27 protein-coding genes and 1 other RNA gene are annotated in these 23,891 nt (G+C 37.8%); 24 read left to right on the plus strand and 4 right to left on the minus strand.

Translation table 11 applies throughout. From position 1 onward, the window contains the following. Window positions 1-28: 28 nt before the first annotated feature. The 12 genes from rlmN (at window position 29) to tnpA (ending at window position 9,781) form a co-directional block, all read left to right on the plus strand. Window positions 29-1,102, plus strand: a complete 1,074-nt coding sequence (gene rlmN / locus IGI97_RS05685; protein WP_438738162.1) for a 23S rRNA (adenine(2503)-C(2))-methyltransferase RlmN — start codon at window positions 29-31, stop codon at window positions 1,100-1,102. 286 nt (window positions 1,103-1,388) lie between these two features. Then, on the plus strand, window positions 1,389-2,717 hold the full coding sequence (locus tag IGI97_RS05690) for an APC family permease (protein WP_002356988.1): 1,329 nt from the start codon (window positions 1,389-1,391) through the stop codon (window positions 2,715-2,717). Between the two features lie 242 nt (window positions 2,718-2,959). Next, window positions 2,960-3,928, plus strand: coding sequence for a competence type IV pilus ATPase ComGA (gene comGA / locus IGI97_RS05695; protein ID WP_048737469.1), 969 nt, complete (start codon window positions 2,960-2,962; stop codon window positions 3,926-3,928). Further along, the gene (comGB, locus tag IGI97_RS05700) at window positions 3,885-4,931 is read left to right on the plus strand and encodes a competence type IV pilus assembly protein ComGB (RefSeq protein ID WP_438738164.1); all 1,047 of its coding nucleotides are present in this window, start codon (window positions 3,885-3,887) and stop codon (window positions 4,929-4,931) included. The genes comGA and comGB overlap by 44 nt, the downstream gene beginning before the upstream one ends. Beyond that, window positions 4,931-5,206 (plus strand): competence type IV pilus major pilin ComGC, encoded by a 276-nt coding sequence (gene comGC, locus IGI97_RS05705; protein ID WP_002356991.1) that lies wholly within the window; start codon window positions 4,931-4,933, stop codon window positions 5,204-5,206. Before comGB ends, comGC begins: the two co-directional genes overlap by 1 nt. Beyond that, complete coding sequence (gene comGD / locus IGI97_RS05710; RefSeq protein ID WP_002366895.1) at window positions 5,203-5,649, plus strand: competence type IV pilus minor pilin ComGD; 447 nt, start codon at window positions 5,203-5,205, stop codon at window positions 5,647-5,649. The genes comGC and comGD overlap by 4 nt, the downstream gene beginning before the upstream one ends. After that, window positions 5,615-5,941, plus strand: coding sequence for a type II secretion system protein (locus tag IGI97_RS05715; protein ID WP_438738166.1), 327 nt, complete (start codon window positions 5,615-5,617; stop codon window positions 5,939-5,941). Before comGD ends, IGI97_RS05715 begins: the two co-directional genes overlap by 35 nt. Beyond that, window positions 5,931-6,365: a competence type IV pilus minor pilin ComGF gene (gene comGF, locus IGI97_RS05720; protein WP_002362055.1), complete on the plus strand. Its 435-nt coding sequence runs from the start codon at window positions 5,931-5,933 to the stop codon at window positions 6,363-6,365. The genes IGI97_RS05715 and comGF overlap by 11 nt, the downstream gene beginning before the upstream one ends. Continuing rightward, window positions 6,365-6,718 (plus strand): competence type IV pilus minor pilin ComGG, encoded by a 354-nt coding sequence (comGG, locus tag IGI97_RS05725; protein WP_002360027.1) that lies wholly within the window; start codon window positions 6,365-6,367, stop codon window positions 6,716-6,718. Before comGF ends, comGG begins: the two co-directional genes overlap by 1 nt. Before the next feature lie 128 nt (window positions 6,719-6,846). Then, window positions 6,847-7,854, plus strand: a complete 1,008-nt coding sequence (locus IGI97_RS05730) for a class I SAM-dependent methyltransferase (protein ID WP_086318227.1) — start codon at window positions 6,847-6,849, stop codon at window positions 7,852-7,854. A gap of 24 nt (window positions 7,855-7,878) precedes the next feature. Beyond that, window positions 7,879-9,066 carry an acetate/propionate family kinase gene (locus IGI97_RS05735; RefSeq protein ID WP_002357064.1) on the plus strand — a complete coding sequence of 396 codons (1,188 nt, stop codon included), beginning with the start codon at window positions 7,879-7,881 and terminating at the stop codon, window positions 9,064-9,066. Window positions 9,067-9,325: 259 nt separating this feature from the next. Beyond that, the gene (gene tnpA / locus IGI97_RS05740; RefSeq protein WP_010712524.1) at window positions 9,326-9,781 is read left to right on the plus strand and encodes an IS200/IS605 family transposase; all 456 of its coding nucleotides are present in this window, start codon (window positions 9,326-9,328) and stop codon (window positions 9,779-9,781) included. A 129-nt stretch (window positions 9,782-9,910) separates the two neighbouring features. Here the strand turns inward: tnpA and IGI97_RS05745 are convergent, their stop codons facing one another. The 4 genes from IGI97_RS05745 to IGI97_RS05760 all read right to left on the minus strand — a co-directional run bounded on the left by IGI97_RS05745 (window position 9,911) and on the right by IGI97_RS05760 (window position 12,445). Then, window positions 9,911-10,384 (minus strand): universal stress protein, encoded by a 474-nt coding sequence (locus IGI97_RS05745; protein WP_002357065.1) that lies wholly within the window; start codon window positions 10,382-10,384, stop codon window positions 9,911-9,913. Window positions 10,385-10,561: 177 nt separating this feature from the next. Beyond that, on the minus strand, window positions 10,562-10,894 hold the full coding sequence (locus tag IGI97_RS05750; protein ID WP_025189555.1) for a hypothetical protein: 333 nt from the start codon (window positions 10,892-10,894) through the stop codon (window positions 10,562-10,564). A 7-nt stretch (window positions 10,895-10,901) separates the two neighbouring features. Then, window positions 10,902-11,095: non-coding RNA, 6S RNA (gene ssrS, locus IGI97_RS05755), on the minus strand. Window positions 11,096-11,167: 72 nt separating this feature from the next. Further along, window positions 11,168-12,445 carry a replication-associated recombination protein A gene (locus tag IGI97_RS05760; protein ID WP_438738169.1) on the minus strand — a complete coding sequence of 426 codons (1,278 nt, stop codon included), beginning with the start codon at window positions 12,443-12,445 and terminating at the stop codon, window positions 11,168-11,170. A 128-nt stretch (window positions 12,446-12,573) separates the two neighbouring features. Here IGI97_RS05760 and IGI97_RS05765 point away from each other — a divergent pair, with 128 nt between their 5' ends. The 12 genes from IGI97_RS05765 to IGI97_RS05820 all read left to right on the plus strand — a co-directional run bounded on the left by IGI97_RS05765 (window position 12,574) and on the right by IGI97_RS05820 (window position 23,800). Next, window positions 12,574-13,251 (plus strand): DNA-3-methyladenine glycosylase, encoded by a 678-nt coding sequence (locus IGI97_RS05765; protein WP_002364174.1) that lies wholly within the window; start codon window positions 12,574-12,576, stop codon window positions 13,249-13,251. Beyond that, window positions 13,208-13,693 (plus strand): DUF3013 family protein, encoded by a 486-nt coding sequence (locus tag IGI97_RS05770; RefSeq protein ID WP_438738171.1) that lies wholly within the window; start codon window positions 13,208-13,210, stop codon window positions 13,691-13,693. Before IGI97_RS05765 ends, IGI97_RS05770 begins: the two co-directional genes overlap by 44 nt. 15 nt (window positions 13,694-13,708) lie before the next feature. Further along, on the plus strand, window positions 13,709-14,656 hold the full coding sequence (prmA, locus tag IGI97_RS05775; RefSeq protein WP_002357075.1) for a 50S ribosomal protein L11 methyltransferase: 948 nt from the start codon (window positions 13,709-13,711) through the stop codon (window positions 14,654-14,656). A 1-nt stretch (window position 14,657) separates the two neighbouring features. Further along, window positions 14,658-15,410, plus strand: a complete 753-nt coding sequence (locus IGI97_RS05780; RefSeq protein WP_002357078.1) for a 16S rRNA (uracil(1498)-N(3))-methyltransferase — start codon at window positions 14,658-14,660, stop codon at window positions 15,408-15,410. 214 nt (window positions 15,411-15,624) lie between these two features. After that, on the plus strand, window positions 15,625-17,838 hold the full coding sequence (locus tag IGI97_RS05785; protein ID WP_002357079.1) for a RelA/SpoT family protein: 2,214 nt from the start codon (window positions 15,625-15,627) through the stop codon (window positions 17,836-17,838). A 23-nt stretch (window positions 17,839-17,861) separates the two neighbouring features. Beyond that, window positions 17,862-18,308 carry a D-aminoacyl-tRNA deacylase gene (gene dtd, locus IGI97_RS05790; protein ID WP_002357080.1) on the plus strand — a complete coding sequence of 149 codons (447 nt, stop codon included), beginning with the start codon at window positions 17,862-17,864 and terminating at the stop codon, window positions 18,306-18,308. Between the two features lie 139 nt (window positions 18,309-18,447). Beyond that, on the plus strand, window positions 18,448-18,669 hold the full coding sequence (locus tag IGI97_RS05795) for a hypothetical protein (RefSeq protein ID WP_002383130.1): 222 nt from the start codon (window positions 18,448-18,450) through the stop codon (window positions 18,667-18,669). Beyond that, window positions 18,666-19,967 carry a histidine--tRNA ligase gene (gene hisS, locus IGI97_RS05800; protein ID WP_438738173.1) on the plus strand — a complete coding sequence of 434 codons (1,302 nt, stop codon included), beginning with the start codon at window positions 18,666-18,668 and terminating at the stop codon, window positions 19,965-19,967. The genes IGI97_RS05795 and hisS overlap by 4 nt, the downstream gene beginning before the upstream one ends. 17 nt (window positions 19,968-19,984) lie before the next feature. Continuing rightward, on the plus strand, window positions 19,985-21,754 hold the full coding sequence (aspS, locus tag IGI97_RS05805) for an aspartate--tRNA ligase (protein ID WP_438738175.1): 1,770 nt from the start codon (window positions 19,985-19,987) through the stop codon (window positions 21,752-21,754). Between the two features lie 153 nt (window positions 21,755-21,907). Then, window positions 21,908-22,744, plus strand: a complete 837-nt coding sequence (locus IGI97_RS05810; protein ID WP_002385835.1) for a bifunctional hydroxymethylpyrimidine kinase/phosphomethylpyrimidine kinase — start codon at window positions 21,908-21,910, stop codon at window positions 22,742-22,744. Continuing rightward, window positions 22,728-23,234 carry an ECF transporter S component gene (locus tag IGI97_RS05815; RefSeq protein WP_002395212.1) on the plus strand — a complete coding sequence of 169 codons (507 nt, stop codon included), beginning with the start codon at window positions 22,728-22,730 and terminating at the stop codon, window positions 23,232-23,234. Before IGI97_RS05810 ends, IGI97_RS05815 begins: the two co-directional genes overlap by 17 nt. After that, window positions 23,231-23,800, plus strand: a complete 570-nt coding sequence (locus IGI97_RS05820; protein ID WP_002365825.1) for a TIGR01440 family protein — start codon at window positions 23,231-23,233, stop codon at window positions 23,798-23,800. The genes IGI97_RS05815 and IGI97_RS05820 overlap by 4 nt, the downstream gene beginning before the upstream one ends. The last annotated feature ends 91 nt before the right edge of the window (window positions 23,801-23,891 follow it).

Genomic DNA, 23,891 nt, shown 5'->3' on the forward strand with positions numbered 1-23,891 from the left:
AATGTAATAGCAGAAATGAGGAAAAGAAATGCAGAAAGAATCCATTTATGGACTGACGAGAGAACAGCTTGTGGACTGGTTTTTAGCCCATGGCGAGAAGAAATTTCGCGCAACACAAGTGTGGGAATGGTTGTATACAAAACGTGTTGCTTCATTTAGTGAAATGTCGAACATTTCTAAATCGTTGATGACTTTATTAGAAGAAAATTTTTCATTAAATCCATTAAAACAAGTCATTGTGCAAGAAGCGCAAGATGGTACCGTGAAATATTTATTTGAATTACCAGATAAAAATATGATTGAAACAGTCTTAATGCGTCAAGAATATGGATTATCTGTTTGTGTGACCACTCAAGTTGGTTGCAATATTGGGTGTACATTTTGTGCTAGTGGGCTATTAAAAAAACAAAGAGATTTAACTGCTGGCGAGATTGTTGCCCAAATTATGTGGGTGCAACATTATTTCGATGAACGTGGGTTGGATGAACGTGTTAGCCATGTCGTTGTGATGGGAATTGGTGAACCATTTGATAATTATGACAATGTCATGAACTTTTTACGAACGATTAATGATGATAAAGGCTTGGCTATTGGTGCCCGCCATATTACAGTTTCAACAAGTGGTTTAGTGCCAAAAATTCGTGAATTTGCAGACAGTGGACTACAAGTAAACTTAGCAATCTCATTACATGCTCCTAACAACGAAGTTCGTACATCAATTATGCGGATTAATCGTAGTTTTCCAATTGAAAAATTAATGGCAGCAATTGATGAATACATTGAAAAAACCAACCGACGTGTTACATTTGAATATATTATGTTGAGTCAAGTGAACGACCGACCAGAACATGCTCAACAATTAGCAGATTTACTACGGAATAAGAAAAAACTTTCTTATGTTAATCTGATTCCGTATAACCCGGTGAGTGAACACGATCAATATAGCCGAAGCTCTAAAGAAGCGGTTTTAAAATTTTATGATGTACTCAAAAAGAATGGCATCAATTGTGTTATTCGTAAAGAGCACGGAACAGATATTGATGCGGCTTGCGGACAATTACGCAGCAAACAAATGAAAAAAGAAAAAGTCAAAAACCAATAACGTAGTTAAAATCGGATCAAAAAGGTTTCTTTTTGATCCGATTTTTTATTTAATGAAAAATCGTAAATTTCTCAATTCTTGTTTATAAACAAAAGATGAATGCTCTAAAACTTTTATGACAAATTTTCTTTTTGTGGTTTTCAAACTTGAAATTCTAAAAGAAATAGCTATACTGAAAAGAGATCGTTACAGAATTTTTCATGAAAACAGCTATTATTTTCGTTATCTTTTCAAAAAAGTGGAAATTTTGTTACGCTTGTTTAGTTTAAATGAAATGAGGGAGTCTATGGAGAAAAAGCAATTAAAAAGAGAGATAACAACGTTTGGTGCGTTATCCACGGTAATGGGTACGGTGATTGGCGCTGGCGTTTTCTTTAAAGCTGCGAGTGTCGTTGGACACGCACAGTCAGCTAGTTTAGCTATTTTTGCTTGGGTGTTAGGTGGTGCCTTAACCATTTGTGCAGGATTAACCAGCGCCGAACTTGCTACAGCAATCCCTGAAACAGGTGGCGCAGTGAAGTATATTGAATATACATATGGTAAATTAGCTGGTTTTCTTTTAGGGTGGGCACAAAGTATCATTTATTATCCTGCCAACATTTCGGCGTTATCCATTATTTTTAGTACACAACTAATCAATTTGTTTCATCTATCGGCAAATTTATTGATTCCAATTGCCATTCTTGCGGGAACCAGTATCACGATAATTAATTTATTAGGAACAAAAATTGCTTCTTTGGTCCAATCAACGACATTGGTAGTAAAACTGATTCCAATTGCCTTGATTTCTTTAGTAGGATTATTTACTCCCGGACAGGTAGCTGTTTCACTTTTTCCTGTTGAAACAACAGCGAATACTGGCTTTTTAGTTGCTTTTAGTGGCGCCTTAGTCGCCACCATGTTTGCTTATGATGGCTGGCTAGGTGTGGGTAACGTGGCTGGTGAAATGAAGCGACCAGAAAGAGACTTGCCTAAAGCCATTATTTTTGGTTTGTTATTGATTACTTTAATTTATGCTTTAATTAATTTTGTGTTTCTAAAAACATTACCAATTGAGCAAATCGCTGGGAATTTGAATGCAGCTTCGGATGCTTCTGTGGCTATTTTTGGACCAATTGGTGGCAAAATCGTAACTATTGGGATTTTAATCTCTGTATATGGTGCGTTAAACGGCTACACAATGACAGGGATTCGGATTCCTTATGCCTTAGCCTTAGATAATCTGATGCCTTTTAGTCGTCAGTTTCAAAAGTTGTCTAAACGCTTTGTTGTTCCTTACGTTGCTGGAATTTTCCAGTTAGCTGTAGCCATTATCATGATGTTTTTCGGGACCTTCGATTTATTGACGGATATGTTAGTTTTTGTTATGTGGCTGTTTAATCTATTAATTTTCTTAGCCGTTTTTATTTTAAGAAAACGAGAACCTGAATTAAAACGACCGTATAAAGTTCCTGGCTATCCAATTATTCCAATTATCGCAAGTCTAGGTGGTATCTTTATCTTGGTTACAACGAGTATTACACAGCCTATTCTAGCATTGATTGGTATAGGAATTACGCTTCTAGGAATTCCAGTTTATTTAGTTAATAAACAAAAAATGAAGCCAAAAACGTAAACGATCCAATCGGATTATCATAGTTTTTCTCAAAAATTTTGTGATTCAGAGAAATTTTTGAAAACTAAACGCAAGATTTTTTTAGTATAATACTAAGTGTCTAGGAGTTCCACTATTTTGGGGAAGATAGATGGACAGCGCAAACTTCAAAAAAAGAACCTTCATCTTATTGGTGAAGGTTCTTTTTTTTTTGCTGAAATCATAAAATAAATGCGTAGTTTATTAGTGAGAGGAGGAAATGAATGACTAAAAATGTAAAAAAATTAGCCCATCAATTAATTGAATGGGGCGTCCTTCATGGGGCGCAAGACGTTTATTTTTTACCCAATGATACCGAAATAGCTATCTCTTTTCGGACAGGGATGCAACGGACACCTTACACACAAGTTTCCGCAGAAATAGGCGAAAAGTTAATTTTCCACTTTAAATTTATAGGCGGCATGGATGTCGGGGAAAGACGAAAAGCACAATTAGGTGCGACAACTTATCTAATTGGCGAGACGAAGCAACGCTTGCGTTTATCATCTGTGGGAGATTTTCAGAATCGAGAGAGCTTGGTAATTCGTTTTTTGCACCGATTTGGTGAACAAGCTGAACATTTTTTCTTTCCCCACCAGCTAAATGAAATTGAAGCATCTTGTCAGAAACGAGGACTTTATTTATTCAGTGGGCCAGTTGGTTCCGGGAAAACAACAACCATGTATCGTGTGGCTAAACAAAGAAGTGGCGAACAACAAGTGATAGCAATTGAGGATCCTGTTGAAATTGAGGAAAAGCAGTTTTTACAGTTGCAAACAAATGAAAAAATTCAGTTAACTTATGAAGCCCTAATCAAAGTTTGCTTGCGCCATCATCCTGATATTTTGATTATTGGTGAAATTCGTGATGGCGAGACGGCTCAAGCAGTTATTCGAGCCGCCTTAACGGGTCATACTATTTTTGCGACAATTCACGCCCGTAACTTATTGGGGGTGCAACGGCGTTTGATAGAATTAGGTGGCCCAGAGCATGAATTGGCCGAATGCTTGCAAGGTATCATTTATCAACAGATTTTGACAACCACGATTAATAAGGAACAAGTAGCGGGAATTCTTTATGATTATTTCTTCTTTAAGGAAGCCGTTATAAAGAGTAGTTGGCAAAAGAATCTAAGAAAGGCGTGGGCGTATGGGTTTATTACAGAAAAAACGTATTTTCAAGCCATCGAATAAATTAACGAAAAAACAACAGCAGCTTTTTCTGAAACTATTAGCGGATTTACTTGCAAATGGTTTTAATATACAAGAAAGTTTTTCCTTCATGAAAAAATCAAACGCCTTACCTCAGCACAGTATAACTTTTTTAGTTGAAGGCTTTTCCTCATGCGTTGCCTTACAAGCTTTAGTCGAAGAATTAGGATTTTCAACAATGGTCTCGGCACAATTGTCGTTTGCTACTGCACACGGGGATTTGGTAGGGACACTACAAGCGATTTCCGAACATTTTTTTCAAACGGAAAAATATCGGCAACAGTTCTATAAAATAATTAGTTATCCGCTGCTCCTGATTGTTTTTTTGATTCTCGTCATTGTTGGTATTCGGCAATTTTTATTGCCCCAATTAATGGAAAATGATGCCAATAGTTATTCTAAAAATATTGGGATTCTTCTGATTGTTTACAGTCCATACATTCTGGTTACCTTAGTTTTTGTCCTCTCATTTAGTTTCTTCATTTTAAACCGTTATTTGAAGCATCAGTCTGCTATTCAGCGGGCCTTCGTATATCTAAAACTGCCAATTATCCGTGGCCTCTATCGGGAATACGTCAGTGCTTTTTTTGCACTAGAATGGGGGAAGTTGCTTGCACAAGGATTAGAAATGAAAGAGGTCATCGATTTGATGCGCCATACAACCAATTACCCCTTAATGAAAGAATTAGCTGGAGCAATTAGTGAAGGACTGCTAGTTGGTGAAACTTTACATAGACAATTAGCTGCTTATCCTTTTTTTACGAAAGCATTGGGTTTAATGATTCGACAAGGGGAAGTAAAAGGAAAATTAGGCAAGGAGTTGATGGTTTATAGTAATGTCTGTTTCCAAGGTTTTTTCAAAAAAATTGAACGAGTCATTACCCTTGTTCAACCATTTATTTTTATCATAATTGCTTGTCTAATTATCGGTGTCTATGGGGCAATGTTGCTGCCTATTTATGGCAATATGGAAGGAGTTTTATAATGAAAAAGAAACAAAAATACGCAGGGTTTACATTATTAGAAATGTTGATTGTCTTATTGATTATTTCCGTATTGATTTTACTTTTTGTTCCTAACTTAGCAAAACATAAAGAAACAGTTGATAAAAAAGGCAATGAAGCAATCGTAAAAATTGTAGAATCACAAATCGAGCTCTACACACTAGAAAAAAATAAGACGCCTTCTTTAAATGAATTAGTCAACGAAGGCTACATTACTAAAGAGCAGTTAGATAAATATACAGCAGAAAAGCAATGAACAAGTCAGCAGGATTCACATTAATGGAAACACTTGCTAGTTTGACGATTGTTTGCTTTATGACTATGCTCCCAACACTCGCTATTCACCGCTGGCAAGAAACATTAAAAATTGAACAGTTTCTTGCTACGGTAGAAAAACAACTTCGTTTTGCGCAACAGCAAGCAATTGTTTTAGAGGAAACACAAGAAGTTTGGTTTTTTGAAGAACAACAAAGCTTTTCATTTCCTGATAAATTGAACCAATCAGCTCGAAGGACTTCGCTAGCTGTACCTGAAAAAATGACAGTGAGTGGCCCAAGCAAACTCAGTTTTCTTCATTCGTCAGGGAACAATGGCCGTTTAGTGAAATATATTTTTACTTGGACTGAAAAGAAACAGCAACTTATTTTACAATTTCAGATGGGGAGTGGCAAATATACGAAGAAAATTAACTATTTATAGTGGTTTTATTTTATTAGAGAGTCTCGTTAGTTTTAGTGTTGTATGTGTGGTAGCAGGGATATTCTCCCTGACTATTACACAATTAATTCAGCAAAATTATCAACGGGAGCAACAATTAACGCGTACTCGTCTAGGATACGAAGCAATTTTATTTTTAGAGCAGACGGGTGATTTACGTTTCAAAGAGCGGATATATCAAGGAGAAACTTACCGATTTTCTTTGATGGAGAACGATGGAAGAAGGATACTAAAAGTCACAGATTCAAGAGGAGCGATTTTGATTGGTCAATAAAAAATATGCGGGTTTTACAATGTTAGAGTGTTTAGTGGCACTAGTCGTTTTAAGTTGTATGTGTCAATTGTTTCAGTTGATGATTCAACAAAGTTTTATCGGAAATCAATATTTGAAAAACAATGATTCGAAATCCTGGCATATTTTTTTAATTCAATTAGAAAAAGAATGTCAAAAGCTCGTTTTCCAAACAGGTTCTGCTCAAGAGATTTCTTTCCTCGACTCAGAAACAAACAAGACTATTTCAATTCAAATCAAAGAAGATAAAATTATTAAGCGAGTCAATGGTAAAGGCTATCAACCGCTGTTAATTGGTATCAAAAATGGACAGTTTAAAAATGAAGGACAATCGTTTACTTTGGAAGTTACTTTTACTTCTGAAAAAACATTTGATAGTTTTTTTCCGATAAAGGGAGAATTTTAATGAGGCAAAAATATTCAGGAAACTTATTGTTCACGGCCATGGCCTTTGTTTATTTGATGAGTTTTCTCGCCCTTCAGTTACTAGAAGAACGTCAGTTAACACAAAAATTTACGCAAGCTACCCAGGAATACTATGCAGGGAAAAGTATCCTTCATTTATTTCTTGCAGATGTTAAACAAAATAGACGAAAGTTAAAAACAGAAGAAAGGCTCGTATACGCGCAAGTGACCCTCGATTATACATACAAAAATGAACAATTAAGAATAACTGTTTTATTAAACAAATCTGGTCGAAAATACCAATATCAAGAGAGAGTTTCTCATCAAAAAAAAGCGGAAACAATACTGGAATAGCGTTGTTTTTCTACAAATTATTAGATTTTAGAAGAAAGACAGTAAAGGCATTGATTATTCTTTCTTTTTTCGTTAAAATAAAACAGGTATGGAAGTTGTTACATTTTGAATAGAATAGAGGTGCTAATTTGTTCCCAGAAAAAATTGAAGAGGCTTTCGAGCCAATGGAACAAGCAATCCAGTTATTGCAACAGTCATTGGATACTTCTTTTTTAGATGCGTATATTGAAAATGGTGAAAATATTTTAGATGATTTTCAAGTACGAGTACTTGACGGAGTACCTAATCCAGAGACAGTGAAACAATTAGAAACGCTGTATCATACGATTAAAAAAATTGATTTAGCTCCTGAAGATGTGCGACGCTTGTCCCAATTACTTTTGTTAAAAGGAACGAGAAAAGAGCAGCTTCAAGCAAATCATCAATTGACGCCAGACGGTATTGGCTTTTTGTTTGTTTATTTAGTAGAACAATTAACAAATAAATTAGAGCCATTAAAAATTTTAGATCCTGCTTCAGGAATGGGAAATTTACTGTTAACGGTTCTGCTGAACCTTGAAACAGCTGGTTACAAAGTTTCTGGTTATGGTGTGGATATCGATGAAACACTTTTGGCAGTATCTTCTGTGAACAATGCTTGGTCACAAGCCAATATTCAGTTGTTCCATCAAGACGGATTGCAAGATTTGTTATTGGATCCAGTTGATTTAGCATTAAGTGACTTGCCGATTGGCTATTATCCAAATGATGAGCGAGCGAAGGGATTTGCTGCTGCTGCTGAGGAAGGCCATAGTTATGCGCATCATTTATTAATGGAACAAGCCATGAAATACGTGAAGCCAGCAGGGTTTGGCTTATTCTTAATCCCGACCAATATTTTAGAGACTGAGCAAAGTGAATTCTTTAAAAATTGGTTGACAAAAAACGTCTATTTACAAGGAATGATACAGTTACCTGATGAATTGTTTAAGTCAGAACAATCACGTAAAAGTATCTTGCTTGTTCAAAACAAGGGTGCAGATGCTGAGCAAGTGAAGGAAGTTTTGTTAGCAAAACTTGCCTCTTTGAAAGATATCAATAAAGTAACGGAGTTCTTTAAACAATTTGAAGCTTGGAAAGCTTCAAATTTAAAATAAAATAGTAACGAAGAGGAGAAAATTATGTCTAAAACAATTGCAATTAATGCAGGTAGTTCAAGTTTAAAATGGCAATTATACCAAATGCCAAATGAAGAAGTGATCGCTAAAGGAATCGTTGAACGTATTGGCTTAAAAGATTCTATCTTCACAATTAAATATGGTGAAGGACAAAAATATGAAGTGATTGTTGATATTGATAACCATGAAGTGGCAGTAAAAATGTTACTAGACCAATTAATCGACTTAAACATTTTAGGTTCTTATGATGAAATTACTGGTGTTGGTCACCGTGTAGTTGCTGGTGGAGAAGAATTTAAAGATTCTGTTGTTATTACAGACGAAGTATTAGAAAAAATTGAAGCTTTATCTGAATTAGCACCTTTACACAACCCAGCGAATGCGATGGGGATTAAAGCATTTAAACATATCTTACCAGAAATCATTAGCGTGGCAGTCTTTGATACGTCGTTCCACACAACAATGCCAGAACACAACTATTTATATAGTGTACCGCGTGAATACTATGAAAAATTTGCTGCACGTAAATATGGGGCACATGGAACAAGTCATCGTTATGTCTCTCAACGTGCTGCAGAAATGTTAGGTCGTCCAATTGAAGACTTGAAAATTATCACTTGTCACTTAGGAAATGGTGCTTCAATCACTGCAGTTGATGGTGGTAAATCAGTCGATACATCAATGGGCTTCACTCCTCTTGCTGGTGTTACAATGGGGACTCGTTCAGGGGATGTTGATGCGTCACTATTGCCTTATTTAATGACAAAACTTGGCTTGACTGATGTACAAGACATGGTTGATATTTTAAACAAAAAATCTGGTTTATTAGGTTTAACAAATGGTTTATCAAGCGACATGCGCGATATTCAATCAAACTTAGATAAACCTGAAGTTCAAACAGCATACAACATTTTTATCGATCGTATTCGTAAATACATTGGTAGCTATGTCACTGTTATGAATGGCGTTGATGCGATTGTCTTTACTGCTGGAATCGGTGAAAATGCTGTTGGTGTTCGTAAAGATATTATTGATGGCATGACTTGGTTTGGTTGTGAAATCGATGATGACAAAAATAATGTACACGGTGAAGAAGCAGTTATCTCAACTGATGATTCAAAAATCAAGCTTCTATTAGTACCAACTGACGAAGAGTTAATGATTGCCCGTGACGTAGAACGTCTAAAATAATTAAACGAACACACCTTGTGAGACGCTCTCACAAGGTGTGCTTAATAGGTCAATAAAGAGAAACTGAGCCAACTATCAAAAGTGATAGTTGGCTCAGTTTCTTTTTATTAATGACTTTAGTCAGTTGAAATCTCTAAAGAGATTTCGACAAAAAAACCACGCGTACTGCGCGTGGAGGCCAGAGCTTTAGCGATAAAAACTCCTTTCGATATAATAGATAAAGGCTACCAACCGTTATCAAATCGAAAGGAGTTTTTGAATGTCGAACGACGATAAAAGTTTAGCACATACTCGTTGGAATTGTAAGTATCATCTTGTGTTTACACCAAAATATAGAAGAAAAGTAATCTATGGTAAATTGAGGCGAGATATAGGGAAAATACTAAGGAAATTGTGTGAAATGAAAGAAGTCGAAATCATTGAAGCGCATGCAATGCCCGACCATATCCATATGTTGGTAAGAATTCCGCCGAAGTTGAGTGTATCAGGTTTTATGGGTTTCTTAAAAGGAAGAAGTGCAGTAATCATTCATGAACGTCATGCGAATTTAAAATACAATTATGGAAATCGATCCTTTTGGTCAAAAGGCTATTATGTGAGCACTGTAGGATTGAACCAAAAAACGATAGCTAAGTATATACGAGAACAAGAAGCAGAAGATCGAGTAAGGGATAGTATAAACAAAAGAGAGTATAAAGATCCATTTAGGAAGTAACAACTAGATAAGAATAGAATGGTAGCGGTTGGCGGTCTCTAAAAAAAGCTCCCTTAAAGGGAGCAGCAGGTAGCGAGCCCTTCTAGGGCTATTAAAAAGCCACCCGCTATGCGGGTGGATATTTACTCTTTATTTTTCTTCATTTTTTGGTAATTTGTTGTCTAAATCCGTCCGTACAACGAGAACATCGCAGCTAGCGTTACGGATAACTGATTCAGAGACAGAGCCAATAAATAAACGCTCAACGGCATTTAATCCAGTTGCTCCTAACATAATTAAATCAATGTTGTATTCTTTTGGTAATTCTTTGGCAATAATGTTCTTAGGAGAACCATAGGCTAGAACGCTAGAGACTTTTGTTTGTCCCATATCCACCGCTTGTTGTTGGTAGGTGTCTAAGGTTTCTTTTGCCATTGACATTGCTTCTTCTGCTAGCGCACCATCAAAAGAGGACACTGATTGGAAAGAGCGCGTATCAACAACATGTGCTAATAGTAATTCAGCATCGTTTCGTTTAGCGACGTTGACCGCTTTTTTAAAGGCTAAGTCTGCTTCGTCAGAACCATCGATTGCTATCATAATTTTTTGATATTGTTGTAACATAATAACCGCTCCTTTCAGCGTAAAAAAAATCATTAATTGTTTCTATAATAATTGTAAAACAAACAAAGAAAAAAAGAAACTGAAACCGCTTCTTTTTTTCTGAATATTGGCATTTTTTTGTAAAAAAAACTTCGTTCAAAAAAATCTTTTTGAACGAAGTTTTAAATTCATCGTCTTTTATGACATTTTTTTTGCAAAAGTTAAACTAAACAACGTTGAAAGTAATAAAACAAAAAAGATAAAACCAATTGACAATAACGGGCGATTAAAAATAGCCGCTAGAACACCTAGAATGGCGATAATCAAGTAATAACGCCCAAAACGTTCGATAAACTGTTGACTTTCTGTTGCAGTTTCTTTTTTTAAGAGTGGTAAAAAAGCTGTACTTTTCTTCATCAAATAATAACTGGCTACGCCTGTGACAATGGCGAGTAATAGTACGAGTATACGAATCATCTTGTCCTCCAAAAAAAAACAACTTGCCAGAGCAAATTGTTTAGAAATCTTCATAAAAATGGTAAAATCCGTCGATGCCGGTAATCGTCCTAGAGTATTGAACCCGCAAGATAAGCAGGTGGGTTCCTCGATCGCAGTATTGAACTACCAAAAGAAAAGGCATGTTACCAACTTTGATACAAGCAGGATCCCTAGATATCAATAAAAATGTTCGGTCAACACAGTGAAAGGACAACGCGTACATCACAGATTTACCATCTTTATAATAGCATACTCTCTCAAAATCGGCAACGAGATTGTTTCTTTTTTTGAAAGCGTATTATTTTGTTATTTTTTCTGTTTCCATTCTTGGATACGCTTGAGTTGCTGATGTAAGGCTTGTTCATATTTACCAATATCAATCGGTTCGTAATAACGTGCCTCTTTTAATTTGTCAGGTAAGTATTGCTGATTGACCCAACCGTTTTCAAAATTATGTGGGTATTGATAACCAATACCACGGTTTAATTCTTTGGCTCCAGCATAGTGGGCATCACGCAAATGATCAGGAACGTCTCCCACAGAGCCTTGTCGAATATCTGCCAAAGCAGCATCAATCGCTGTGACTGCAGAATTTGATTTTGGCAATAAACATAAATCAATGACGACACTAGCTAGAGGAATCCTAGCTTCTGGAAACCCTAGCTTTTCGGCGGCTTGAACAGCGGTGACTGTCCGAGCGGCGGCCGCAGGATTCCCAAGACCGATATCCTCGTAAGCAATGACCATTAAACGACGACAAATAATCGGTAAATCACCTGCTTCAACTAAGCGGCCCAAATAATGAAGTGCAGCATCTACATCGCTTCCTCGAATCGACTTTTGGAAAGCGGAAATTACATCATAATGGGCATCGCCATCTTTATCATGGGTTAAGGCTTTTCGTTGCACGCACTCTTCAATAATCGGTAAGGTGATCTTAATTTCGCCTTGTTCATTTTTTGGTGTTGATTTAACAGCTAATTCTAGTCCATTTAGCGCACTACGTAAGTCACCGTTCGTTGCGCGTGTCAAATGTTGTAATGCTTTTTCTTCTAAGTGGACAGGATAATCGCCTAAGCCACGTGTGCTATCGGTTAAGGCTTCTTGAATCGCTTGCTGAATGTCTGTTTCTGTTAAGGGCTTTACTTCAAAAATTTGCGTGCGACTACGAATCGCAGGGTTAATTGTAATATATGGATTTTCGGTAGTGGCTCCAATCATAATAATTCGTCCGTTTTCTAAATGAGGGAGCAAAAAATCTTGTTTTGTTTTATCTAATCGGTGAATTTCATCAAGCAGTAAAATCACTGTGCCACTCATTTTGGCTTCTTCAGCAACGATTTGTAAATCTTTTTTAGTGTCTGTGGCCGCGTTCAACATGCGAAAGGCATAATTTGTTGAACCAGCGATTGCGCTGGCAATACTGGTTTTTCCAGTGCCAGGCGGCCCGTAAAGAATCATCGATGAAAGCATTTTGGCTTCGACCATCCGACGAATAATTTTACCAGGGCCGACTAAATGTTGTTGACCAACTACTTCGTCTAAGTGACGAGGTCGCATTCGATAGGCTAAAGGTTGTTGCATAAAAGGACCTCCTTTTTCATAATCATCTTATTATAACATAAAGAACGTACATTCGCTTTTTGGTGGTTTTTGGGGTTTTAGATGGATATAGCGGAAGGTTTCGTGTATGATAGGGAGTGGTGAAAGAAATGAAAGAAACGATAAATATCTTTAACACAAAAACAACTGAAGAAGTGGCACAATACTTGTTAGGGATGTACTTAGAGCACGAAACAGCAACAGGCGTTTTAGGTGGGTACATTGTGGATGCAGAAGCTTATTTAGGTCCTGATGATGAGGCGGCCCATAGCTTTGGCTTGAGAAAAACGCCACGCTTACAAGCCATGTATGACAAACCAGGCACGATTTATTTATATACTATGCACACGCATTTAATTTTAAATATGGTGACACAAGAACAAGGCAAACCACAAGGGGTGATGATCCGCGCGATTGAACCTGTTGAAGGTGTCGACAAAATGATTGAAAATCGCCAAGGACGTCAAGGCGTGGAATTGACCAATGGACCAGGTAAATTAGTTGCAGCCTTAGGAATTGATAAGCAATTATATGGGCAGTCGATTTTTTCTAGTTCGTTACGGCTCGTGCCAGAAAAACGAAAATTTCCGAAAAAAATTGAGGCACTACCACGAATTGGAATTCCCAATAAAGGTCGTTGGACAGAGTTGCCTTTAAGATACGTCGTGGCTGGCAATCCATATATTTCTAAACAAAAAAGAACAGCAGTAGACCAAATAGATTTTGGCTGGAAGGATGAAGAAAATGAAAAAAGCAACAATGCTCACATACTTAGAGGAACGACTTGAAAAACACTTAGGAGATTACGAAGTAGGCCTTGATTGGGATCGCAAAAACCATACCATCGAAGTCATTGTTCGTTTATATGCAGAAAACAATGAGCAAGTGGCGATTGATGATGTTGATGGTACGCTTTCAGAAGAAGAATTCATTGAATTTGAAGATGGCTTGTTATTTTATAATCCGCAAAAGTCAGTCGTTGATGATGAAGAGTATTTAGTCACAATTCCTTATGAAGGAAAAAAAGGGCTACGCAAAGCAGTTTTAGACGGATTCATTCACTATTTAAAAGTGGTTTTAGATGAAGGGCAAAGTGATTTGTTAGACTTTTTATCAGATGAAACAGCGGAAGTTTTTGAATTGCATTGGGAGCCAGCAGATTTTGAAGCGATGATTAAAAAAATGGCAGAAACAGAAAAAGAACAATGGATTGCGTATCCAAGTTATTAATTTAGAGGTGAGAACATGAAGTGGACAGAAGTAAAAGTAGAAACGGCTAGCGAAGCAGTTGAAGCAATTTCAAACATTATGATGGAAGCTGGCGCAAGTGGCGTGGCCATTGAAGATGCGTTGGACATTGAAAATTTTGAAAGTGATCTGTATGGGGAAATTTTAGATAAAGAGCAATTCACCCACATTAAAGAAGGGGCGATTGTGATGGCTTATTTTCCTGAAACAACCTTCTTACCAGAAATTTTACCATTTATGAAAGAAAATATTTTACGCTTGCCTGAGTACGGCTTATCCATTGGTAAAAACGAAATGACAATTAGTGAAGTAGCAGAAAGCGACTGGGCAACTGCTTGGAAAAAATATTATCATCCTGTCCGTGTCACACGATTCTTAACGATTGTGCCAAGTTGGGAAGCCTATCACGCACAAGATGAAGCAGAAAAAATTATCACATTGGATCCGGGCATGGCTTTCGGTACAGGCACGCATCCAACGACTCGTTTAACCTTGCAAGCTTTAGAAACTGTTTTACGTGGTGGCGAAACAGTTCTAGATGTAGGAACGGGTTCTGGTGTTTTGAGTATTGCAAGTCGCTATTTAGGGGCTAAAGACGTCTACGCATATGATTTAGATGAAGTAGCAGTTGCAGCGGCAAAAGAAAATATGGATTTAAATCCCATTGCGGCCGATGTTCATGTGTCAGCCAATGATTTACTAAAAGGGATTGACCATTCTGCTGATGTAATCGTCGCAAATATTTTGGCAGATATTATTGTGTTAATGATTGAAGATGCTTGGCGTTTGCTAAAACAAGACGGTACTTTCATTATTTCTGGAATTATTGAAGATAAAAAAGCAATGGTTTTAGAAGCACTAACGAAAGTCGGTTTTGTGGTGGACCAACTCTTTAATCAAGGCGATTGGTATGCGATTATCTTGAAGAAACCAGAGGAAGAGTAAAATGCAACGGTATTTCATGAAAGAAGATTATCAAGAAAAAGATTTGTATAAAGTCGCAGATGAAAACTATCATCATATTGTGCGAGTTATGCGAATGACGCCGAATGATCGTTGTTATTTAGTATTTCAAAATAAAACTGCCATTTTAGCTGAGATTGTGGAAATAGATTCAACGTCTGTTTACTTTAAAGAAATTAGTAAAGAAGAAATGGACAAAGAATTGCCAATTGAAGTGACGATTGCGTGTGGGTTACCAAAAGGGGACAAGTTAGAATGGATTGTTCAAAAAGGCACGGAGCTAGGTGGCAATCAGTTTATCGGCTTTCCTGCGAAAACTTCCGTTGTCAAATGGGACCACAAAAAAAGAGCAGCCAAAGAAAAAAGATTACAAAAAATTGCCACAGAAGCGGCGGAGCAATCGCATCGGCAGCAGACACCAAGTGTTTCTTTGGTGGAAAAAACACAAGAAATCATTGCACAATTTGACTCATATGACACAGTCTTGGTTGCGTATGAAGAATCAGCAAAACAAGGAGAAAAAAGTCAATTAGCACAAGTATTATCCACTTGCCAGCCAGGCGCACGTTTGTGTGTGCTCTTTGGACCTGAAGGTGGCTTTGCACCGCAAGAAATTGAACAATTTCTGCAGGCTGGGGCGAAACTTTGCGGGTTGGGTCCGAGAATTTTACGAGCAGAAACAGCACCGTTGTATCTTTTAAGTGCGGTTAGCTACCAAATGGAACTTTTAAATTAAACGAAAGCCCGCCTGTAAAATTCTTGTAGGCATTCTCTTTGAATAAACAGAGAGTAAAAAAGCGACAGTGATTGAAATTTAAGGGAAATTTAGTATAATAGAGTTGTTGAAAGTGCTACTGTTTCAAGTGGTACTTTTCTTTTTTATTAAAATAGATAAAACGTGAACGAAGTGTTCTTTATCCAAAGGTCACCTTCATAGAGGAGTGAATACCATGCCAAAAGAAGAAATACTGACAGGCCCAGCGGTCATCAAAATTGTAAGTACCTATATGGGACCAGAACATGTTGAGTTGGTTCAAAAAGCATTAACTTATGCTGAAAAAGCACACGAAGGTCAAGTCCGACAATCAGGTGAACCTTACATCATCCATCCGATTCAAGTGGCAGGCATTCTGGCTGAATTACATATGGATCCCCATACTGTAGCAACAGGATTTTTACATGATGTTGTCGAAGATACGGACGTAACACTGGACGATTTAAAAGAAGAATTTGGCGAAGACATCGCAATGTTAGTCGATGGCGTGACGAAACTAGGAAAAATTAAATATAAATCTCATGAAGAACAATTAGCCGAAAATCATCGAAAAATGTTATTGGCAATGGCGCAAGATTTACGGGTTATTATGGTGAAACTAGCCGATCGTTTGCACAATATGCGCACATTAAAACATTTACGTGAAGATAAGCAACGACGGATTGCGCAAGAAACTTTAGAAATTTATGCGCCTTTAGCACATCGCTTAGGGATTAGTCGAATTAAATGGGAATTAGAAGATACGGCCTTACGTTATATTAACCCCAACCAATACTATCGAATTGTTAATTTGATGCAAAGCAAACGCGATGAACGTGAAGCTTATGTGGCAGAAGCAGTCGAAGATATTCGTTTAGCTACGGAAGATTTAGAAATTTACGCAGAAATATATGGTCGACCAAAACATATTTATTCAATCTATCGTAAAATGAAGGACCAAAAGAAACAGTTTAATGAAATCTATGACTTATTAGCGATTCGTGTTATTGTCGATTCCATTAAAGATTGCTATGCCGTGTTAGGGGCGATTCATACACGTTGGACACCAATGCCAGGTCGCTTTAAAGATTATATTGCTATGCCAAAAGCGAATATGTATCAATCTATTCATACGACAGTTATTGGGCCAAAAGGGAATCCAGTAGAGGTCCAAATTCGGACCCATGAGATGCACCAAATCGCCGAATTTGGGGTGGCGGCTCACTGGGCCTATAAAGAAGGCAAAGCGGAAAAAATTGAAACAGATGAACTGACGAAGCAAGTCGATTGGTTCCATGAAATTATTGAATTACAAGATGAAAGCTATGATGCTTCTGAATTTATGCAAGGTGTGAAAGAAGACATTTTTAGCGACAAAGTCTATGTTTTTACGCCAAGTGGAGATGTAACCGAACTGCCAAAAGGCTCCGGACCACTAGATTTTGCCTACAGCATTCATACTGAAATTGGGAATAAAACAACCGGTGCGAAGGTCAACGGCAAAATGGTACAGTTAGACTATGTCCTAAAAAATGGGGATATTATTGAAGTCCTAACATCACCGAATTCTTTCGGACCTAGCCGCGACTGGCTGAAAATGGTTAAAACAAGTAAAGCCAAAAATAAAATCAAACGTTTCTTTAAAGAACAAGACCGTGAAGATAACATTATTAAAGGGCATGATGCTGTCATTAAATACATGACAGAAATCGGCTTTACACCGAAAGAATTTTTAACGAAGAATAAAATGGCGGAAGTGCTAGATAAATTTAAATTTCAAACGGAAGATGATTTATTTGCGGCAGTAGGTTATGGCGAAGTAAGTGCGCAAGTAGTGTGCAATCGTTTAACAGAAAAAGAACGCCGCGAACAAGAGTTGGAACGCCAACGTCAAGAAGCAGAAGAGTTGTTAAATCAGCCAGCTAAAAAAGAATCAGAAAAAATGAAAGTTCGTCATGAAGGCGGCATCGTGATTCAAGGGGTGGACAACCTATTGATTCGTTTAAGCCGCTGTTGTAATCCAGTGCCTGGTGATGAAATTGTTGGTTACATTACCAAAGGACGTGGCGTTTCAATTCATCGTGCGGACTGTCCTAACGTACAACATCAAGAAGAACTAGCACAACGTCTAATTGAAGTTGAGTGGGAAGATACCGAGCACAGTCGCAAAGAATACGCTGCCGATTTGGAGATTTACGGCTATGATCGTAGTGGCTTACTAAGTGATGTTTTACAAGTCATTAGTTCAATGACAAAAAATTTAGTCGGTGTTGAAGCTCGTCCATCCAAAGATAAGATGGCCCAGATTCATGTCACTGTGAAAATTCAAAACCTTTCTCATTTAAAAACCATCGTTGACAAAATTAAAAGTGTACCAGATGTTTATAGTGTTCGTCGAACCAATGGGTAAGTGTTAAAAGTGAGGCAAAAAAGATGAAAGTAGTTATTCAAAGAGTTAGTCAAGCACAAGTTGCTATAGAAGAGCAGATAGTGGGACAAATCAAACAAGGCTTCATGGTGCTGGTGGGCATCCATCAAGAAGACACGCCAGAAGATGTGGCTTATGTTGTTGGCAAAATCAGTAAATTACGTGTTTTTGAAGATGACGAAGGAAAAATGAATCGCAGCATTCAAGAGATTGAAGGATCAATTCTAAGTATCTCTCAATTTACCCTCTATGCAAAAACTAAAAAAGGCAATCGTCCCAGTTTTATTGAAGCGGCTCGTCCAGATGTGGCGATTCCTTTGTATGAATTATTTAATCAACAATTAGAAGCAGAAGGAATAGCAGTAGCCACAGGAGAATTTGGCGCGGATATGCAAGTGTCGTTGACCAATGATGGTCCAGTAACCATTGTGATCGATACACGAGAAAAATAATTGATTTTCCTGTCGGAACCCCTTGACTTTCTAAGAGAACTTTAGTAGTTTATAGATAATATTAAAAATCTACGAAGGAACGAGTAAGTTTCATCTGTCTGCGAAGAGAGAGTTGCCGTGGCTGAGAGCAACTTCAACAGTGAAAGTGAAAGACATTCTGGAGATGGACGGAAGAAAAGCCGTCCCGTTACGAGCGTTAATCGTTGAGGAAAGAGTAAAATCTTTCAAAACTAGGTGGTACCGTGTAAAAGAGACTTTTACGCCCTTGTATGTTCAACATACAAGGGCTTTTTTCATTTTTAGAAAAAAGAAAATGGCGCACACATTTTTGTGGAATGATAGAAGGAGAGAAAGACAATGAGTTATCAAAAACCAAAAGGAACAAACGATATTTTGCCAGGAACTTCTGAAAAATGGCAATTTGTGGAAGAAACAGCTCGTTTGATTTTTAAAGATTATCAATACCAAGAAATCAGAACCCCGATTTTTGAACATTATGAAGTAATATCTCGCAGTGTTGGCGATACCACAGATATTGTTTCAAAAGAAATGTATGATTTTTATGATAAAGGAGACCGTCACGTGACGCTACGTCCTGAGGGGACAGCGCCAATTGTTCGGGCCTTCGTTGAAAATAAATTATATGGTCCGGAATATACGAAACCATATAAAACCTATTACATGGGGCCGATGTTCCGCTATGAACGCCCACAAGCTGGTCGTTTGCGTCAATTCCATCAAATTGGTGTGGAAGCATTTGGTAGTGAAAACCCAGCATTGGATGTTGAAATCATGGTTATGGCTTTGGACTTCTTCAAACAATTAGGCATCCAACAAATCAAATTAGTTATTAATTCCTTGGGGGATAAAGAAACACGTGCTACGTACCGTCAAGCATTAATCGATTATTTAGAGCCCCATATGGCAGAATTAAGCGAGGATTCACAACGTCGCTTACACGAAAACCCATTGCGGGTGTTAGACAGCAAAGATAAAAAAGACAAGGTGATTGTCGCAGAAGCGCCCTCCATTTTAGATTATTTAAATGAACCATCTAAAGCACATTTTGAAGCAGTAACTGATATGTTAGATTTACTAGAAATTCCTTATGAAATTGATAGTAATATGGTTCGCGGCCTGGATTATTACACACACACAATTTTTGAAATTATGAGTGAAGCGCCTAAAATGGGTGCGCAATCAACTATTTGTGCAGGAGGCCGATACAATGGTTTAGTTGAAGAATTAGGCGGCCCAGACACACCAGGTTTTGGTTTTGGTATGGGCATTGAGCGAGTGTTGTTAACAATGGAAGCTGAAGAAGTTGTGATTCCAGCGTTATCTGAATTAGACGCATATGTGGTTGGCATTGGTTCAGAAACCAACGTCGCAGCTTTGCAACTTGTTCAAAGCATTCGTAACTTTGGTTTCTCAGCTGATCGTGATTACATGAATCGCAAACCAAAAGCGCAATTTAAAACGGCCGATAAATTACAAGCAAAATTAGTTTTAACAATCGGTGAAAATGAATTGAATGAAGGCATTGTCAACGTAAAATCAATGGCAACACGCGAAGAAAAAGCCTTCCCGTTAAGTGCTATTCATGATTCATTTGATGAAGTGTATGACGAAATGATGACAAAAATGATTGAAGAATAAAAAGGAGAGATTGAGAAATGGCAAAACGCACAACCTATTGCGGCAATGTATCTGCCGAATTTATTGAAAAAGAAGTTGTATTAAAAGGATGGGTTCAAAAACGTCGTGACTTAGGAGGCGTTATCTTTATTGATTTACGTGACCGTGAAGGAATCGTCCAAGTGGTCTTTAACCCAGAAAAGTCAAAAGAAGCATGGGAAATTGCTGATAAATGTCGTAGTGAATACGTCATCGAAGTTAAAGGTCAAGTCGTTTATCGTGATAAAGAAGCGATTAATCCCAAAATGAAAACTGGAGAGTTTGAAGTGATGGCGACTGACATTACGATTTTAAATACTGCGAAAACAACGCCATTTACCATTGAAGATGACAATAACGTTAATGACGAATTGCGCATGAAATATCGTTATTTAGATTTACGTCGTCCATTAATGACAAACAACATTAAATTACGTCACCAAGTAACGAAAACAATCCGTCACTATTTAGATAATCATGACTTTTTAGACATTGAAACTCCTTATTTAGGCAAATCAACACCAGAAGGCGCTCGCGATTATTTGGTTCCTTCTCGTGTCCATGCCGGTCATTTTTATGCTTTACCACAATCACCACAACTCTTTAAACAATTATTAATGGGGGCAGGCTTCGATCGCTATTACCAAATCGTTCGCTGTTTCCGTGATGAAGATTTACGAGGCGACCGTCAGCCAGAATTTACACAAATCGATATTGAAACGACCTTTTTAACACCAGAAGAAATTCAAACATATACAGAAAATATGTTGGCTGAAGTGATGAAAGAGACAAAAGGAATTGAGATTTCTGTTCCGTTTCCACGAATGAGCTATGACGAAGCAATGGCACGCTATGGTAGCGATAAACCCGACACTCGTTTTGCTATGGAATTAATTGATGTTGCAGATGTAGTGAAAGACGTAGACTTCAAAGTTTTCCAAGCAGCGTTGGAAAATGGTGGACATGTGAAGGCTTTGAATGCAAAAGGAGCCGCAGATAAGTATTCTCGTAAAGATATGGATAACTTAGGTAAGTATGTGAGTCAATTTGGCGCAAAAGGCTTAGCTTGGTTAAAAGTTGAAGAAGATGGCTTAAAAGGACCAATTGCTAAATTCTTAACAGAAGTTAGTGATGAATTAATTGCTGCTACCAATGCAGAAGTCGGTGATATTTTAATGTTTGGTGCCGATAAACCTGAAATCGTAGCCGCTGCTTTAGGTGCGGTACGTACACGTTTAGGTAAAGAATTAGGTTTAATTGATGAATCGAAATTCAATTTCTTATGGATTGTGGATTGGCCGTTGTTTGAATATGATGAAGAAGCTGGCCGCTATGTTTCTGCTCATCATCCATTTACACAACCAAAAGCAGAGGACGTGGCCCGCTTAGCAACAGACCCAGCCTCTGTGTATGCGGAAGCTTACGATGTTGTCTTAAACGGCTACGAATTAGGCGGTGGCTCATTACGGATCCATACACGAGAATTACAAGAAAAAATGTTTGAAACGTTAGGTTTTACAAAAGAAGAAGCACAAGACCAATTTGGTTTCTTGCTAGACGCATTAGATTACGGCTTCCCGCCACATGGAGGGATTGCTTTAGGGCTAGACCGCTTAGCAATGCTATTGGCTGGGGAAGAAAATATTCGTGAAGTGATTGCCTTCCCTAAAAACGGGAAAGCAATTGACCCAATGAACAACGCACCAAGTTTAGTTTCTCCATTACAATTGTTTGAATTAAACATTGATGTAACAGCCATTGACGAATAAGTGTTAAATCCAAAGAAAGAGTGACTTCATTGACGGATGAGGTCACTCTTTTTTTGGAAAGGAAAAAGATAACGAAAGACTTAAAAAGTGGCTGAGCTAAAAATCTGCCAATTGGCTGTTTTTTCTTTTTAGAAAACTTTGTATGATAACTGAGTGTATAAAGGAGCGAAACAAATGACAAAAATAATTTTAACAATTGGCGGTTCCGATCCTTTTTCAGGTGGCGGGATTCAAACAGATTTAAAAACGTTTGAAAATCATCAAGTCTTTGGCTTATCAACTTTAACTTGCCTTGCTACAGCCCCCAAGAATCATTTTCAGATTCATGACCTTGAGACTTCTTTGGTGAAAGAGCAACTCGCTTCCATACCTGCCGGGAGTTTAGACGGCATCAAGATTGGCTTGATTCACAGTGAAGAAAGTATGTTACAAATTGCAACCTTTTTGAAAAAGCACGCAGGTCTGCCGGTGGTGTTGGATCCTGTCTTGGCTTTTAAAGAAACGACTTCAGTTTATGAAAAAAGATACATGCAGTTATTGATTGAAAAACTTTTTCCATTCGCAACGATTATAACGCCTAATTTAAAAGAAGCAGAATTACTCATTGGCAGAAAATTAACAACCGTCGAAGAAGTCCAACAAGCGGCGGAAGAGTTAAACTCTTTAGGAGCGGCAACGGTGGTGATTAAAGGTGGTAATCGTTGGCTTGGCCAAGAAGCACGTGACTTTTTTTATGATGGACAACAACATATTCAATTGGTCAAAGAAAAAGTAATGGCCCACACCATTGATGGCGCTGGTTGTTCCTTTGCCTCTGCAATTGGTGCGAATTTAGTTAAAGGATATCCGTTAATTGAAGCAGTTGATTTAGCAAAAACATACGTTCATGAAGCCATTGTTTCTGGAGTCCAGCTAAATGCAGCTTTTGGAAGTGTGTGGCATGAAGGATTACTAGCAGGAGGTGTGGCGGATAATGACAAGAAAAATTAGTCTATATGCAGTAATTACCGCTTTAACAGTGGCTGTGTCAATGGTCTTTATTATCCCCGTCCCAGCAACAAATGGCTTTGTTACATTGGCGGATGCAGGGATTTACATTGCTAGTTTACTTTTTGGTCCGATTGGTGGCTTGACAGTCGGAGCTTTAAGCGGTGGTTTAATTGATTTATTGTCAGGCTATCCACAATGGTTCGTTTTTTCGTTATTGATTCATGGCGGACAAGGTTGGTTAGCAGGACACTTCTTTAATAAAAGTAAAAAGATGCAAACGCTAGGATTACTTTTAGCCAGTCTCCTTATGATTAGCGGGTATGCTTTAGCGACTAGCTGGCTTTACGGCGTGGGTGCGGGGATTGCCTCTTTACCAGGGAATATCATTCAATCCTTATTTGGGGTGATTGTAGCATTGCCTCTTAGTCAAACATTAAAACGTGTGTTACCAAAAAATGGTCGTTTAGAAGAAAGAAGGATGAACAAATGACTATCGATGAAAAAATGTTAAAAGAACAGTTAGTGACAATTACAGAAGAAGTCATTACAGCAGGAAATTTACAAAAAGGGGACCTATTTGTTTTAGGTTGTACCACCAGCGAGGTAGTAGGTGGCGTTATTGGTAAAAATTCCAGCGCCGAAGTAGGACAATGGATTGTCTCAACCTTAATTGAACAATTAGACAAAAAAGGCATCTCTTTGGCTGTGCAAGGATGCGAACATATTAATCGTGCTTTAGCGATGGAACGTCGTGTGGCTGAAGAAAAAGGCTTTGAAATTGTCTCGGTAGTACCACAATTACATGCTGGCGGTTCTTGTTCAGTGGCTGCCTTTGAAAAATTTGATGAACCTGTGGAAGTTGAACATATTGTTGCTCAAGCAGGGATTGACATTGGCGATACATCTATCGGTATGCATGTAAAACATGTGCAAGTTCCTCTTCGCTTGAGCATTCGAACGTTAGGTGCGGCCCATGTTACAGCATTATATTCTCGTCCTAAATATATTGGTGGACCAAGAGCCCATTATGAAACCACCCAAGAACGAAATCGTTAAGATTTCGTTCTTTTTTCATTTCTATAAACATTTGATGAATCTTCCGTAATTATTATAGGAATCTCTTTTTTTCTCTCGGTAAACCACGTAT

The sequence above is a fragment of the Enterococcus sp. DIV2419 genome (assembly GCF_051711865.1).
Taxonomy (GTDB): Bacteria; Bacillota; Bacilli; order Lactobacillales; family Enterococcaceae; genus Enterococcus; species Enterococcus faecalis.